Source organism: Rhodovarius crocodyli (assembly GCF_004005855.1).
In the GTDB taxonomy this organism is placed as follows: Bacteria; Pseudomonadota; Alphaproteobacteria; order Acetobacterales; family Acetobacteraceae; genus Rhodovarius; species Rhodovarius crocodyli.
Genome location: NZ_SACL01000005.1, coordinates 126,536 through 139,370, shown reverse-complemented (window position 1 = coordinate 139,370; position 12,835 = coordinate 126,536). Strand labels below are relative to the sequence as shown.

Below are 12,835 nucleotides of genomic sequence, written 5' to 3'. Positions count from 1 at the left end.
TCAGCGGCTGGCCTTGAAGGTGACGGCGAGTTCGGCGGAAGTGGGCAGAGCGGGCTTGCGCAGCCCCGCCAGCATGGGCGCGAACAGCGGCCAGTGCTGGCGCAGTTCCTCGACCTCGGCGGGCGGCAGGGAGATGCCGGCGCGTGCCAGCATCAGGCTCATGGTTTCCGGCGTCGGGATCTCGCTCATCAGGCCCTCATCAGAGATTGCGGCACTGCAAGGTTGCGCCGGGGCTCGGGCGCGGTCTAGCCTCCAATTCGCTCCGGGAAACACCGGTGCGGGAGGAAAAGCAGGAAAGGGGCCTCAATGAAGGTCGGCGACGCGATCGCGGAGATCATGCGGCGCGAGGGCATTCGAACCCTCACGGGCTATCCGGTAAACCACCTCATCGAATCCGCGGCCGCGATCGATATCCGGCCTGTCATGGTGCGCCAGGAACGCATCGGGCTGCATATGGCCGACGCCATCAGCCGCGTGACCTCGGGCCAGGAGATCGGGGCCTTCTGCATGCAGCACGGTCCGGGCGCCGAGAACTCCTATGGCGGCGTGGCCCAGTGCTTCGGCGAGAGCATTCCCGTGCTGGTGCTGCCCATGGGCTATCCGCGCCGCATCGCGCATGTGCCGCCCAACTACAATTCGACGGTGCAGATGCGCGGCATCACCAAAAGCACCGAGGCGATCATGAACGCGGCCGAGGTGCCGAACATCATGCGCCGCGCCTTCGCGCGGCTGAAGAACGGGCGCGGCGGCCCGGTTCTGGTGGAAATCCCCACCGACATGTTCAACGAGGAGATGCCGGCGAACTGGGAATACACCCCGGCGGTCAAGACGCGCGCGGCACCCGATCCGCTGGACGTGAAGCGCGCGGCCGAGATGCTGGCCCATGCCCGCCGCCCGGTGATCTATGCCGGCACCGGCGTGCATTGGGCCCGCGCCTGGCCGCAGCTGCGCGCGCTGGCCGAGCTGCTCGGCGCGCCGGTCACCAGCAGCCTGGGCGGCAAGTCCTCCTTCCCCGAGGATCACCCGCTGGCGCTGGGCTCCGGCGGCCTCGCGATCTCGGCGCCGGTGCGGCACTTCCTGGACAATTCCGACGTCATCTTCGGCATCGGCTGTTCCTTCACCGAGACCAATTTCGGCGTGGCCATGCCCAAGGGCAAGAAGATCATCCACGCCACGCTCGACCCCGACCACCTGGACAAGGATGTCCGCTGCGAGATCGGCCTGGTGGGCGATGCGGCCCTGGTGCTGGATGCGCTGCTGGAGGAACTGCGCGGCCGCATCAAGGAAACCCGCGACATCCCCGGCGTGCAGCAGGAGATCGAGGCGATCCGCGCGCCCTGGCTGCGGCAATGGGCGCCCAAGCGCGACAGCAACGACGCGCCGCTGAACCCGTACCGCGTGCTGCGCGACCTGTGGCGCACGGTGGATGTGGACAACACCATCATCACCCATGATGCGGGCAGCCCGCGCGACCAGCTTTCGCCGTTCTGGGTGTCGCGCACGCCGCTTTCCTATCTCGGCTGGGGCAAGACCACGCAGCTGGGCTATGGGCTGGGGCTGGCCATGGGCGCCAAGCTCGCGGCACCGGACAAGCTGTGCATCAATGTATGGGGCGATGCCGCCATCGGCTTCACGGGCATGGATTTCGAGACGGCGGTGCGCGAGCGCATCCCCATCCTCTCCATCCTGCTGAACAACTTCTCCATGGCGATCGAGCTGAAGGTGATGCCGGTCAGCACGGAGAAATACCGCAGCACTGACATCAGCGGCGACTATGCCGCAATGGCCCGTGCGTTCGGCGGGTTCGGCGAGCGCGTCGAACGCCCCGAGGACATCATCCCCGCCATCCAGCGCGGCATCGCCGCCACCAAGGAAGGCAAGCCCGCCCTGCTGGAATTCATCACCAGCAAGGAAACCCAGGTTTCGAGGCTCTGATCATGGCAGGTGTCGGCATTCAGGAAGTTCGCAAGAACTTCGGCAGCACGCAGATCCTCCACGGGGTCAGCGTCGATATCCAGGATGGCGAGTTCGTCGTCCTGGTCGGCCCCTCGGGCTGCGGGAAATCCACGCTGCTGCGCATGATCGCGGGGCTGGAGAACATCTCGGGCGGGGAGATATCCATCGGCGGGCGGGTCGTGAACGACATGCCGCCGAAGGACCGGGACATCGCGATGGTGTTCCAGAACTACGCGCTGTATCCGCACATGACGGTCTTCGACAACATGGGCTTCTCCATGAAGCTGGCGAAGGCGCCGAAGGAAGTCATCGAGCGCGAGGTGGGGCGCGCCGCGCGCATCCTGGGCCTCGAAGCACTGCTCGACCGCTATCCGCGCCAGCTCTCGGGCGGGCAGCGCCAGCGCGTGGCGATGGGGCGCGCCATCGTGCGCAACCCGCAGGTGTTCCTGTTCGACGAACCGCTGTCGAACCTGGATGCCAAGCTGCGCGTGCAGATGCGCTCCGAGATCAAGGAACTGCACCAGCGGCTGAAGGTGACGACCGTCTACGTCACCCATGACCAGATCGAGGCCATGACCATGGCCGACAAGATCGTGGTGATGGAGCACGGCCACATCCGCCAGGCCGGCCCGCCGCTGGAACTGTATGACCGGCCGGCGAACCTGTTCGTGGCGGGCTTCATCGGCAGCCCGGCGATGAACCTGCTCTCGGGCCGGATCGAGGGCGGGCTGTTCCACGCGGATGGCGGCGCCACCCTGCCGCTGCCGCCGGGCTGCGCCCACACGGGCCCCGTCTGGTACGGCATCCGCCCCGAGCATCTGCGCCTGGACCCGAACGGCCTTCCCGCCATCGTGCAGGTCGTGGAGCCGATGGGCAGCGAGACCCAGGTCAGCCTGCGGATCGGCGAGACGGCGTTGAGCGGCGTGTTCCGCGAACGCATCGCCCAACGCCCGGGAGAGGTGCTGCACATCGCGCCCGAGCCCATGCTGATCCATCTGTTCGGCAAGGATTCGGGCCAGCGCCTGTAACCTGCCGCTCCGTCTTTTTCTGAAGGAACTGCCGAGAGAACCACCACCGAGTTTTCAGCCGTCGACACGAAAGCCGCACCGGGGAGCAACCCTGGGCGGGACAACAGGGAGAACGACATGATGCTGACCACCCGCCGCAATGCCATCGGGCTTTCCGCCGCTGCCATGGCCGCCATGACCGCCGCCGAGCAGGCCCAGGCCCAGGCCCAGGCCATCACCGCCGCCGACGCGCCGGCGCCGCGCCTACCCATCGAGAGCGGCGCCACCCTGCGCATGCTGCGCCCCGTGCGCTTCGTCCAGCCCGATGAGGATGTGTTCCGCGCCAACTGCGCCCGCTTCACCCAGCAGACCGGCGTGCAGGTGCGTGTCGATTTCGTGGGTTGGGAGGACATCACCCAGCAGACCGCCGTCACGGCCAATACCGGCGCGGGCCCGGACATGATCATCGGCTTCAACGAGAGCCCGCATGTCTATGTGGACAAGCTGGTGGAGCTGACGGATGTCGCGGAATACCTCGGCCGGCGTTATGGCGGCTGGCTGGCGCTGGCCCAGCGCTACGGCAAGCGGCACGGCACCAACAACTGGATCGGTCTGCCCTTCGGCTCCTCCGGCGGGCCGCTGGTCTATCGCAAATCGGCGGTCAACGCGGCCGGGTATGAGCGCCCGCCCGAGGACCATGCCGGTTACCTCGACCTGCTGCGCAAGCTCAAGAGCGCGAACAAGCCCGCGGGCTTCGCGCTGGGCAATGCGGTGGGTGACGGCAACGGCTTCGCCAACTGGGTCATCTGGTCGCACAACGGCTTCCTGGTGAATGAGGACGGCAGCGTCGGCATCAACAGCCGCGAGACGATCGAGGCGCTGAACTACCTGAAGGAGATGTACGCCACCTTCATCCCCGGCACGCTGTCCTGGGGCGATGTCAGCAACAACCGCGCCTATGCGTCCAACGAGTGCTGGCTGACGGCCAATGGCGTGTCGCTCTATTTCGCGCTGAAGAACGACCCCGCCACGCGCGCCATCGCCGAGGACACGGAGCATATGCTGCTGCCCAAGGGCAAGGCGTCGTTCTCGCCCATGGCAGGGCTGACGCTGAACGCCATGGTGTTCAAGCACAGCCGCTATCCCAACGCCGCCAAGGCGCTGCTGCAGTTCCTGCTGGAGCGTGAGCAGTATGACCCCTGGCTGAACGCCAACCTGGGCTACTGGGCGCACCCGCTGGAGAACTACGGCGCCAGCGGGGTCTGGAGCAGCGACCCGAAGGTGGCGGTGTTCCGCGACACGATGAAGAGCCCGTTCTGGATCGGCTACAAGGGCCCGATCAGCGAGGCCTCGGCAGCGGCGACCGCCGAGTATGTGATGGTGCAGATGTGCGCCGCCGTGGCCTCCGGCCAGTCCACGCCCGAGCAGGCGGCGCGTGAGGCGGAGCGGCGCGCCCAGCGCTTCTTCCGCCGGCGCTGACGCCCATGTCGGCGTCCACCGCCATCGACTGGACGAAACGCAGGGCGGAGCCTTCCGCCCTCGCACGCCTGTTCGACTGGAAGCCCTTCCTCGTCATCATCTGCCTGCTGCCGGCCGTCGGGCTGCTGATGACCTTCCTCACCTATCCGCTCGGCCTCGGCATCTTCCTGGCCTTCACGGACACCACCATCGGCCGGCGCGGCGTGTGGGTCGGGCTTGAGAATTTCGAGTATCTGCTGAGCGACCCGCTGTGGTGGAACGCCGTGTTCTACAGCGTGTTCTACACCGCCGTCGCCACCGTGCTGAAATTCGGCCTGGGCCTGTGGCTGGCGCTGCTGCTGAACCAGCACCTGCCGTTCAAGTCGCTGCTGCGCGCCATCATCCTGCTGCCCTGGATCGTGCCCACCGTGCTGTCGGCGATCGCCTTCTGGTGGATCTACGACCCGCAATTCTCCATCATCTCCTACCTGTTCGTGGATGTGCTGGGCTGGCGGACGACCAACATCGACTTCATCGGCAGCGCCTGGCCGGCGCGCTTCTCGCTCATCTTCGCCAATGTGTGGCGCGGCATTCCCTTCGTCGCCATCTCCCTGCTCGCGGGGCTGCAGACCATCTCGCCGTCGCTGTATGAGGCGGCACTGCTGGACGGGTCGAGTTCCTGGCAGCGCTTCCGTTTCATCACCTTCCCGATGCTGCTGCCGATCCTGGCGATCGTGATGACCTTCAGCATCATCTTCACCTTCACCGACTTCCAGCTGGTCTATGCGATCACGCGCGGCGGGCCGGTGAACTCCACCCACCTGCTGGCCACGCTGGCCTTCCAGCGCGGCATTCCGGGCGGGCAGCTGGGTGAGGGCGCGGCCATCGCCGTCTCGATGATCCCGTTCCTGGTCTTCGCCACGCTGTTTTCCTACTTCGCGCTGGCCCGCCGCAAATGGCAGCAGGGGGAAGCCAATGACTGACGCCGCCGTGCAAGCTGCGCCGGGCAATTCGGCCACCGCCCAGCCCGAGACGATGCAGTGGGACAGCCGCGCCCGCCGCGTGGTCATGCTGTGGATCCCGCTGCTGTGCTTCCTGCTGATCCTGCTGTTCCCGTTCTACTGGATGACGGTCACGGCCTTCAAACCGAACGCGGAGCTGTACGACTTCCGCACGCACAACCCGTTCTGGATCAGCTCGCCCACGCTCGACCACATCTACAAGCTGCTGTTCGAGACATCCTATCCGCGCTGGCTCAAGACCACGATGCTGGTGGCGGTGTGCAGCACGGTGCTGTCGCTGGTGGCCTCCACCCTGGCCGCCTATTCGATCCAGCGGCTGCGCTTCAAGGGCAGCCAGTATGTGGGGCTCGCGATCTATCTCGCCTATCTGGTGCCGCCCTCGATCCAGTTCATTCCGCTGGCCACGATGGTGCATCAGCTGGGGCTGTTCGACACGCCCTTCGCGCTGATCCTGACTTACCCGACCTTCCTGATCCCGTTCTGCACCTGGCTGCTCATCGGCTATTTCAAGTCGATCCCGTATGAGCTGGAGGAATGCGCGCTGATCGACGGGGCGACGCGGCTGCAGATCCTGCGGCGCATCACCCTGCCGCTGGCGGTGCCGGGGCTGATCTCGGCGGGCATCTTCTCCTTCACGCTCAGTTGGAACGAGTTCATCTACGCGCTCGCCTTCATCCAGAGCAGCGAGAGCAAGACGGTGCCGGTGGCCATCCTGACGGAGCTGGTGACGGGCGACGTGTACCAGTGGGGCGCGCTGATGGCGGGCAGCCTGCTGGGGTCGCTGCCGGTGGCGATCTTCTATTCCTTCTTCGTGGACTACTACGTCAGCAGCCTGACCGGGGCTGTGAAGGAGTAGGCGGTGCGCGTGCCGTGCTTGACGCGGCACGCGCCACCCCGGATTTTCGGCCGATGGAAAACGCCAAGCCCCTCTCCGGCATCAAGGTGGTCGAACTCGGCCAGGTCCTGGCCGGTCCCTTCGCCGGTGCCATCATGGCCGATCTCGGCGCCACCGTGATCAAGGTGGAGAAGCCCGATGGCGGCGACGACGCCCGCATGATGGGCGCCGCCTTCCGTGACGGCGACGCGCTGATCTTCAAGGATTTCAATCGCGGCAAGCGCAGCCTGGCGCTGGACCTGAAATCCCCCGCCGGGGTCGAGGCCCTGCACCGGGAGTTGGAGGATGCCGACATCCTCATCCACAACCTGCGCCCCGGCGCGCCGGAGCAGTTGGGCATCAACGGCCCGGCCGTGACCGCCCGCCACCCGCGCCTGATCTATTGCGAGATGGGCGCCTTCGGCCATCAGGGGCCGATGAACCGCCGCCCGGGTTATGAGCCGCTGTTGCAGGCCTATTGCGGGTTGTCCGCCATCACCGGCGCGCCCGATGGCCCGCCCGTGCGCATGGGCGCCTCGGTGGTGGACCAGGGCACCGGCATGTGGACCGTGATCGGCGCGCTGGCCGCGCTGACGGAGCGCGCCCGGACGGGGAAGGGGACCATCGTCAACACCTCCCTGTTCGAGACGGCGACCATGTGGGCCGCCCAGAAGCTGACCGGCTGGGTCAACATGAACGAGGTGCCGGTGAAGCATGAAAGCGGCCATCCCGCCTTCGTGCCCTATCAGGGCTTCAACGCCGCCGACGCGCCCATCCTGGTCTGCTGCGGCAATGACCGGCTGTTCCGCAAATTCGCGGCGCTGCTGGGCAGGCCCGAATGGCCCGAGGACCCGCGCTTCGCCACCAACCGCCAGCGGCTGATCCATCAGAAGGAACTGCTGCCGATGGTGCAGGCGCTGATGGCCGAAAAGCCCCGCGCCCATTGGCTGGAGGCGCTGGAGGCCGCGGGCGTGCCCTGCGCCCCCATCAACACCATCCAGGAACTGGCCGAGGACCCGCAGCTCGCGGCGTCGGGCCAGTTGCAGCAGGTGCCGGGCACGGATTACCGGCTGGTGGGCATGCCCATCTCCTTCGGCGGGCAGCGCCCGGCGATCGAACGCCCGGCCCCGGCGCTGGGCGAGTATGGCAAGGCCGGTTGATTTCGGCGCGCTGACGGCAGGCTTCGGCCCGCCGCCGCCCGTGGTGGCGGCCGGTGTGTCGGGCGGGCCGCATTCGCTGGCGCTGGCCGTGCTGGCGCGGGATTGGGCCGCCCGGGCCGGCATCCGCTTCCTGGCGCTGATCGTCGACCACGGCCTGCGCCCGGAAAGCGCCGCCGAGGCCGCCCATGTGAGGGCCATGCTGGCGGGGCAGGGGATCGCGGCGCGGGTACTGACCCTGGCGCTGGCGCCCGGCCCCGCCATGCAGGAGCGCGCGCGAGAGGGGCGGCTGGCCGCCTTGCTCGCCGCCTGCCTGGAGGAAGGCGCCGCCTGGCTGATGCTGGGCCATCACCGGCTGGACCAGGCGGAAACGCTGCTGTTCCGCGCCGCGCGCGGCAGCGGAGAGGCGGGGCTGGCCGCCATGCCCGGCTGGCGCGCGGCGCCCGAGGCCCTGGTGCTGCGGCCGCTGCTCGGCACGCCGCCGGCGGCGCTGGAGGATGTCTGCACCCGGGCCGGCCTGCCCCCCGTGCGGGACCCCAGCAACGACAACCCTCGCTTCGCCCGCATCCGCACCCGTGCCGCGCTGGCCGACCCGGACGGGGAGGGCGCGGTGGTGGGCGCGCTGGCCCAGGCCGCCCATGCCCTGGGCCGGCGCCGCGCCCGCCGGGATGCCGCCCTGGCCGACCGCGCCGCCCGCGCCGTGACGCTGCTGCCCTGCGGCGCGGCCCGCGTCGATGCCGCAGCCCTGGACGCGCCCTTGCTGGCCGCCCTGCTGCGCGTGGTGGGCGGCGCGCGCCACGCGCCCGCCCGGGCCGAGGTCGAGGCGCTGCTGGCGCGCGGCCAGGGCACGCTGGGCGGTGCCTGGTGGCGCGCCGATGGCTGGGTGCTGCGCGAGCCGTCCCTGCTGGAGGCCCTGGTGCCTGCCCGTGCCGGTGCCGTTTGGGATGGGCGCTGGCATCTGGAACAGGACATGCCCGGCTGCATGCTGGGCGCGGCGGGGGCGGGGCTCGACGGGCCCTGGCCGGCTGCCGTCCGCAAGGGGCTGCCGGCGCTGTGGAAGGACGGCAGACTGTATGCAGTTCCACATATCGGCCTCGGCCCGCCGGTTCCAGGCCTGACATTTCGCCCCGCAGGAGGGCCGTTGACCGCCGTTTTCGGCGTTTCCCTGGAATTGGGCATTCACCCGGGACAAATAAGACCTATGTTAGGCAGCACGTCGGCCCTCTTGCCGACAAAGGAATAGGGACGCCTGTGAGCAATTTCGGCCGGAACCTCGCCCTCTGGGTCATCGTAGCGCTGCTTCTGGTGGCGTTGTTCAACCTGTTCCAGCCATCGGGCGGAACGGCGAACCGTACCCAGATGCAGGTGGCCTACAGCGACTTCCTCAATGAAGTGAACGCCGGGCATGTGCGCGACGTGACCATCCAGGGCCCGAACGTGACGGGCACGCTGACCGATGGCCGCAGCTTCGCGACCTATGCGCCGCAGGACCAGGGCATGGTCGGCCGCCTGACGGAGAAGGGGATCCGCGTGGTCGCCCGCCCGGTCGAGAGCGACGTCAACCCGCTGTTCCAGATCCTGATCTCCTGGTTCCCGATGCTGCTGCTGATCGGCGTCTGGATCTTCTTCATGCGCCAGATGCAGGGCGGCGGCGGCCGGGCCATGGGCTTCGGCAAGTCCCGCGCCAAGCTGCTGACCGAGAAGCAGGGCCGCGTCACCTTCGATGACGTCGCCGGCATCGAGGAAGCCAAGGGTGAGCTGGAAGAAATCGTGGAATTCCTGCGCGATCCGCAGAAGTTCCAGCGCCTGGGCGGCAAGATCCCCAAGGGCGTGCTGCTGGTGGGCCCGCCGGGCACCGGCAAGACGCTGCTGGCGCGCTCCATCGCCGGTGAGGCGAACGTGCCCTTCTTCACCATCTCGGGCTCCGACTTCGTCGAGATGTTCGTGGGTGTGGGCGCGAGCCGCGTGCGCGACATGTTCGAGCAGGGCAAGAAGAACGCCCCCTGCATCATCTTCATCGACGAGATCGACGCTGTGGGCCGCCATCGTGGCGCGGGCCTGGGCGGCGGCAACGATGAGCGTGAGCAGACGCTGAACCAGATGCTGGTCGAGATGGACGGCTTCGAATCCAACGAAGGCGTCATCATCATCGCGGCCACCAACCGCCCGGACGTGCTGGACCCCGCGCTGCTGCGCCCGGGCCGCTTCGACCGCCAGGTGGTGGTGCCGAACCCCGACGTGAACGGGCGCGAGAAGATCCTGCGCGTGCACATGCGCAAGGTTCCCCTGGCCTCCGACGTCGAGCCCAAGATCATCGCCCGCGGCACGCCCGGCTTCTCGGGTGCCGACCTTGCCAACCTGGTGAACGAGGCCGCCCTGCTGGCCGCGCGCACCGGCCGCCGCACCGTCGGCATGGCCGAGTTCGAGGCCGCCAAGGACAAGGTGCTGATGGGTGCCGAGCGCCGCAGCCTCGTGATGTCCGAGGACGAGAAGCGCATGACCGCCTATCATGAGGGCGGCCACGCCCTGGTGGCGATGCATGAGCCCGAGTGCGACCCGGTCCATAAGGCCACCATCATCCCGCGCGGCCGCGCGCTGGGCCTGGTGATGTCCCTGCCGCCGGGCGACCGCTACTCCAAGCACAAGTCCAAGATGCTGGCGGAACTGGCCATGGCCATGGGCGGCCGCGTCGCCGAGGAAATCGTCTTCGGCGCTGACAAGGTGTCCAACGGCGCTTCCGGCGACATCAAGATGGCCACCAACCAGGCCCGCATGATGGTCACGGAATGGGGCATGTCCGACAAGCTCGGCATGGTCGCCTATGGCGAGAACAGCCAGGAAGTGTTCTTGGGCCATAGCGTCACCCAGTCCAAGAACCTCTCGGAGGAGACCGCGCGCCTGATCGACAGCGAGATCCGCGGGATCATCGACGCCTCCTACGCGCGGGCCAAGAAGATCCTGACCGAGCATCGCGACGAGCTGGAGCGGCTGGCCCAGGCGCTGCTGGAATACGAGACGCTGTCGGGCGACGAGATCCGCCAGCTGCTGAACGGCGAGCCCATCGTGCGCAACCGCCCCGATGAGCCGGTGCATTCCAGCCGGGGCTCCGTGCCCACCAGCGGCGGCCGGCCAAACCCCCGGCCCGACACCGGCGGCTTCGCCCCGCAGCCCTCTGGCGGCTGAAACGACCAAGGCCCGGGTGACCCCCGGGCCTTTTTCATGGGCGTGCCTTGCTCATCACAGAGTGACTTTTCCATCACAGGAACCGCCTTCCCCTCTTGTCCGGGCGCGGCGCGCTGAATATCTGGGACTGTAGCTTCTAACCACCATCCGCGAGGGGCTGGGCGCGGTGCCTTCCAGGGCCGTCCCCGAGCCGCCGCAACAGGAGACAGACGGATGAGCAAAGTCATCGGTATCGACCTCGGCACGACCAATTCCTGCGTCGCCATCATGGATGGCGCGGAAGCCCGCGTGATCGAGAACAGCGAGGGCGCGCGTACCACCCCCTCCATGGTCGCCTTCACCAAGTCCGGCGAGCGCCTGGTCGGCCAGGCCGCCAAGCGCCAGGCCGTGACCAACCCCCTGAACACCCTGTTCGCGACGAAGCGCCTGATCGGCCGCCGCTTCGATGACGCGATGGTGCAGAAGGAAAAGGCGCTGGCGCCTTTCGAGATCGTGTCCGCCCCCGGCGGCGACGCCTGGGTGCAGGTGGACGGCCAGACCTACGCGCCGCAGCAGATCAGCGCCAATATCCTGACCAAGATGAAGGAGACGGCCGAGGCGTTCCTGGGTGAGAAGGTCTCCCAGGCGGTCATCACCGTGCCGGCCTACTTCAACGACGCCCAGCGCCAGGCCACCAAGGAAGCCGGCGCGATCGCGGGCCTCGAGGTGCTGCGCATCATCAACGAGCCCACGGCCGCCGCCCTTGCCTATGGCATGGACAAGAAGGCCACCGGCACCATCGCGGTCTATGACCTGGGCGGCGGCACCTTCGACGTGTCCGTGCTCGAGATCGGCGACGGCGTGTTCGAGGTGAAGTCGACCAACGGCGACACCTTCCTGGGCGGCGAGGACTTCGACCAGCGCGTGATCGACTACCTGGCGGAGGAATTCCGCAAGGAGAACGGCATCGACCTGCGCGGCGACAAGCTGGCCCTGCAGCGCCTGAAGGAAGCCGCCGAGAAGGCGAAGATCGAGCTGTCGAGCGCCAAGCAGACCGAGATCAACCTGCCCTTCATCACCGCCGATGCGTCGGGCCCGAAGCACCTGGTGCTGCAGGTCACCCGCGCGAAGCTGGAGGCGCTGGTCGATGACCTGGTGCAGCGCACGCTTGAGCCCTGCAAGCAGGCCCTGAAGGATGCCGGCGTGACCGCCGGTGAGATCGACGAAGTCATCCTGGTCGGCGGCATGACCCGCATGCCCAAGGTGATCGAGGCGGTGAAGGCCTTCTTCGGCAAGGAGCCGGCCCGCAACGTGAACCCCGACGAGGTCGTGGCGATCGGCGCGGCCATCCAGGGCGGCGTGCTGAAGGGCGACGTCAAGGACGTGCTGCTGCTGGACGTGACCCCGCTGAGCCTGGGCATCGAGACCCTGGGCGGCGTGTTCACGCGCCTGATCGACCGCAACACCACCATCCCGACCAAGAAGTCCCAGGTCTTCTCGACCGCCGAGGACAACCAGTCCGCGGTGACCATCAAGGTCAGCCAGGGCGAGCGCGAGATGGCGGCGGACAACAAGATGCTGGGCCAGTTCGACCTGACCGGCATTCCTGGTGCCCCGCGCGGCGTGCCGCAGATCGAGGTGACCTTCGACATCGACGCCAACGGCATCGTGTCCGTCAGCGCGAAGGACAAGGCGACCGGCAAGGAGCAGCAGATCAAGATCCAGGCGAAGTCTGGTCTGTCCGATGCCGACATCGAGCGCATGGTGAAGGACGCCGAGGCCAACTCCGCCGCCGACAAGGCGCGTCGTGAGGCGGTCGAGGCCCGCAACCAGCTGGATGCCCTGGTCCACAGCACCGAGAAGACGCTGAAGGACAATGAGGGCAAGGTGCCCGAGGCCGAGAAGACCGCCGCCGAGCAGGCGATCGCGGCCGCCCGCACCGCCCTGGAAGGCGGCGACGCCGAGGCCATGAAGGCCGCGACCGAGGCGCTGGGCCAGGCGTCGATGAAGATCGGCGAGGCGCTGTACAAGGCGCAGGGCGACCAGCCCGGGGCCGCCGAGGCGAAGCCGGGCGACAAGGTCGTCGATGCCGACTTCGAGGAAGTGGACCCGAAGACCAAGAAGCCGAACTAAGGTGAGGCAAGGCGCCCGGGTCGAAAGGCCCGGGCGCTTCTCTATGGTCTGGGGCGTGGGATTATT

At 67.9% G+C, this 12,835-nt stretch carries 10 protein-coding genes; 9 read left to right on the top strand and 1 reads right to left on the bottom strand.

Annotated features, from left to right (window positions below; translation table 11 throughout):
• The gene (locus EOD42_RS15540) at positions 1 to 189 is read right to left on the bottom strand and encodes a hypothetical protein (RefSeq protein ID WP_127788473.1); all 189 of its coding nucleotides are present in this window, start codon (positions 187 to 189) and stop codon (positions 1 to 3) included.
• A gap of 117 nt (positions 190 to 306) precedes the next feature.
• On the opposite strand from EOD42_RS15540, the gene EOD42_RS15535 reads away from it, so the two are divergent.
• The 9 genes from EOD42_RS15535 to dnaK all read left to right on the top strand — a co-directional run bounded on the left by EOD42_RS15535 (position 307) and on the right by dnaK (position 12,769).
• Positions 307 to 1,935 (top strand): thiamine pyrophosphate-requiring protein, encoded by a 1,629-nt coding sequence (locus EOD42_RS15535; protein WP_127788472.1) that lies wholly within the window; start codon positions 307 to 309, stop codon positions 1,933 to 1,935.
• 2 nt (positions 1,936 to 1,937) lie between these two features.
• Positions 1,938 to 2,984 carry an ABC transporter ATP-binding protein gene (locus EOD42_RS15530; RefSeq protein ID WP_127788471.1) on the top strand — a complete coding sequence of 349 codons (1,047 nt, stop codon included), beginning with the start codon at positions 1,938 to 1,940 and terminating at the stop codon, positions 2,982 to 2,984.
• A gap of 117 nt (positions 2,985 to 3,101) precedes the next feature.
• The gene (locus EOD42_RS15525; protein WP_127788470.1) at positions 3,102 to 4,442 is read left to right on the top strand and encodes an ABC transporter substrate-binding protein; all 1,341 of its coding nucleotides are present in this window, start codon (positions 3,102 to 3,104) and stop codon (positions 4,440 to 4,442) included.
• A 5-nt stretch (positions 4,443 to 4,447) separates the two neighbouring features.
• Positions 4,448 to 5,404, top strand: a complete 957-nt coding sequence (locus tag EOD42_RS15520) for a carbohydrate ABC transporter permease (RefSeq protein WP_127788469.1) — start codon at positions 4,448 to 4,450, stop codon at positions 5,402 to 5,404.
• On the top strand, positions 5,397 to 6,299 hold the full coding sequence (locus EOD42_RS15515; protein ID WP_127788468.1) for a carbohydrate ABC transporter permease: 903 nt from the start codon (positions 5,397 to 5,399) through the stop codon (positions 6,297 to 6,299). The genes EOD42_RS15520 and EOD42_RS15515 overlap by 8 nt, the downstream gene beginning before the upstream one ends.
• Before the next feature lie 53 nt (positions 6,300 to 6,352).
• The gene (locus tag EOD42_RS15510; RefSeq protein WP_127788467.1) at positions 6,353 to 7,477 is read left to right on the top strand and encodes a CaiB/BaiF CoA transferase family protein; all 1,125 of its coding nucleotides are present in this window, start codon (positions 6,353 to 6,355) and stop codon (positions 7,475 to 7,477) included.
• Positions 7,461 to 8,717 carry a tRNA lysidine(34) synthetase TilS gene (gene tilS, locus EOD42_RS15505; protein WP_127788466.1) on the top strand — a complete coding sequence of 419 codons (1,257 nt, stop codon included), beginning with the start codon at positions 7,461 to 7,463 and terminating at the stop codon, positions 8,715 to 8,717. The genes EOD42_RS15510 and tilS overlap by 17 nt, the downstream gene beginning before the upstream one ends.
• 8 nt (positions 8,718 to 8,725) lie before the next feature.
• Positions 8,726 to 10,657 (top strand): ATP-dependent zinc metalloprotease FtsH, encoded by a 1,932-nt coding sequence (gene ftsH / locus EOD42_RS15500; protein WP_127788465.1) that lies wholly within the window; start codon positions 8,726 to 8,728, stop codon positions 10,655 to 10,657.
• Positions 10,658 to 10,870: 213 nt separating this feature from the next.
• On the top strand, positions 10,871 to 12,769 hold the full coding sequence (dnaK, locus tag EOD42_RS15495; RefSeq protein WP_127788464.1) for a molecular chaperone DnaK: 1,899 nt from the start codon (positions 10,871 to 10,873) through the stop codon (positions 12,767 to 12,769).
• The last annotated feature ends 66 nt before the right edge of the window (positions 12,770 to 12,835 follow it).

Bases quoted from the DNA above. Each gene is read 5' to 3' on its own strand.
- EOD42_RS15535 (WP_127788472.1), top strand. From the start codon at position 307: ATGAAGGTCGGCGACGCGATCGCGGAGATCATGCGGCGCGAGGGCATT.
- EOD42_RS15510 (WP_127788467.1), top strand. From the start codon at position 6,353: ATGGAAAACGCCAAGCCCCTCTCCGGCATCAAGGTGGTCGAACTCGGC.
- EOD42_RS15520 (WP_127788469.1), top strand. From the start codon at position 4,448: ATGTCGGCGTCCACCGCCATCGACTGGACGAAACGCAGGGCGGAGCCT.
- tilS (WP_127788466.1), top strand. From the start codon at position 7,461: ATGGCAAGGCCGGTTGATTTCGGCGCGCTGACGGCAGGCTTCGGCCCG.
- EOD42_RS15540 (WP_127788473.1), bottom strand. From the start codon at position 189: ATGAGCGAGATCCCGACGCCGGAAACCATGAGCCTGATGCTGGCACGC.
- EOD42_RS15530 (WP_127788471.1), top strand. From the start codon at position 1,938: ATGGCAGGTGTCGGCATTCAGGAAGTTCGCAAGAACTTCGGCAGCACG.
- EOD42_RS15515 (WP_127788468.1), top strand. From the start codon at position 5,397: ATGACTGACGCCGCCGTGCAAGCTGCGCCGGGCAATTCGGCCACCGCC.
- EOD42_RS15525 (WP_127788470.1), top strand. From the start codon at position 3,102: ATGATGCTGACCACCCGCCGCAATGCCATCGGGCTTTCCGCCGCTGCC.
- dnaK (WP_127788464.1), top strand. From the start codon at position 10,871: ATGAGCAAAGTCATCGGTATCGACCTCGGCACGACCAATTCCTGCGTC.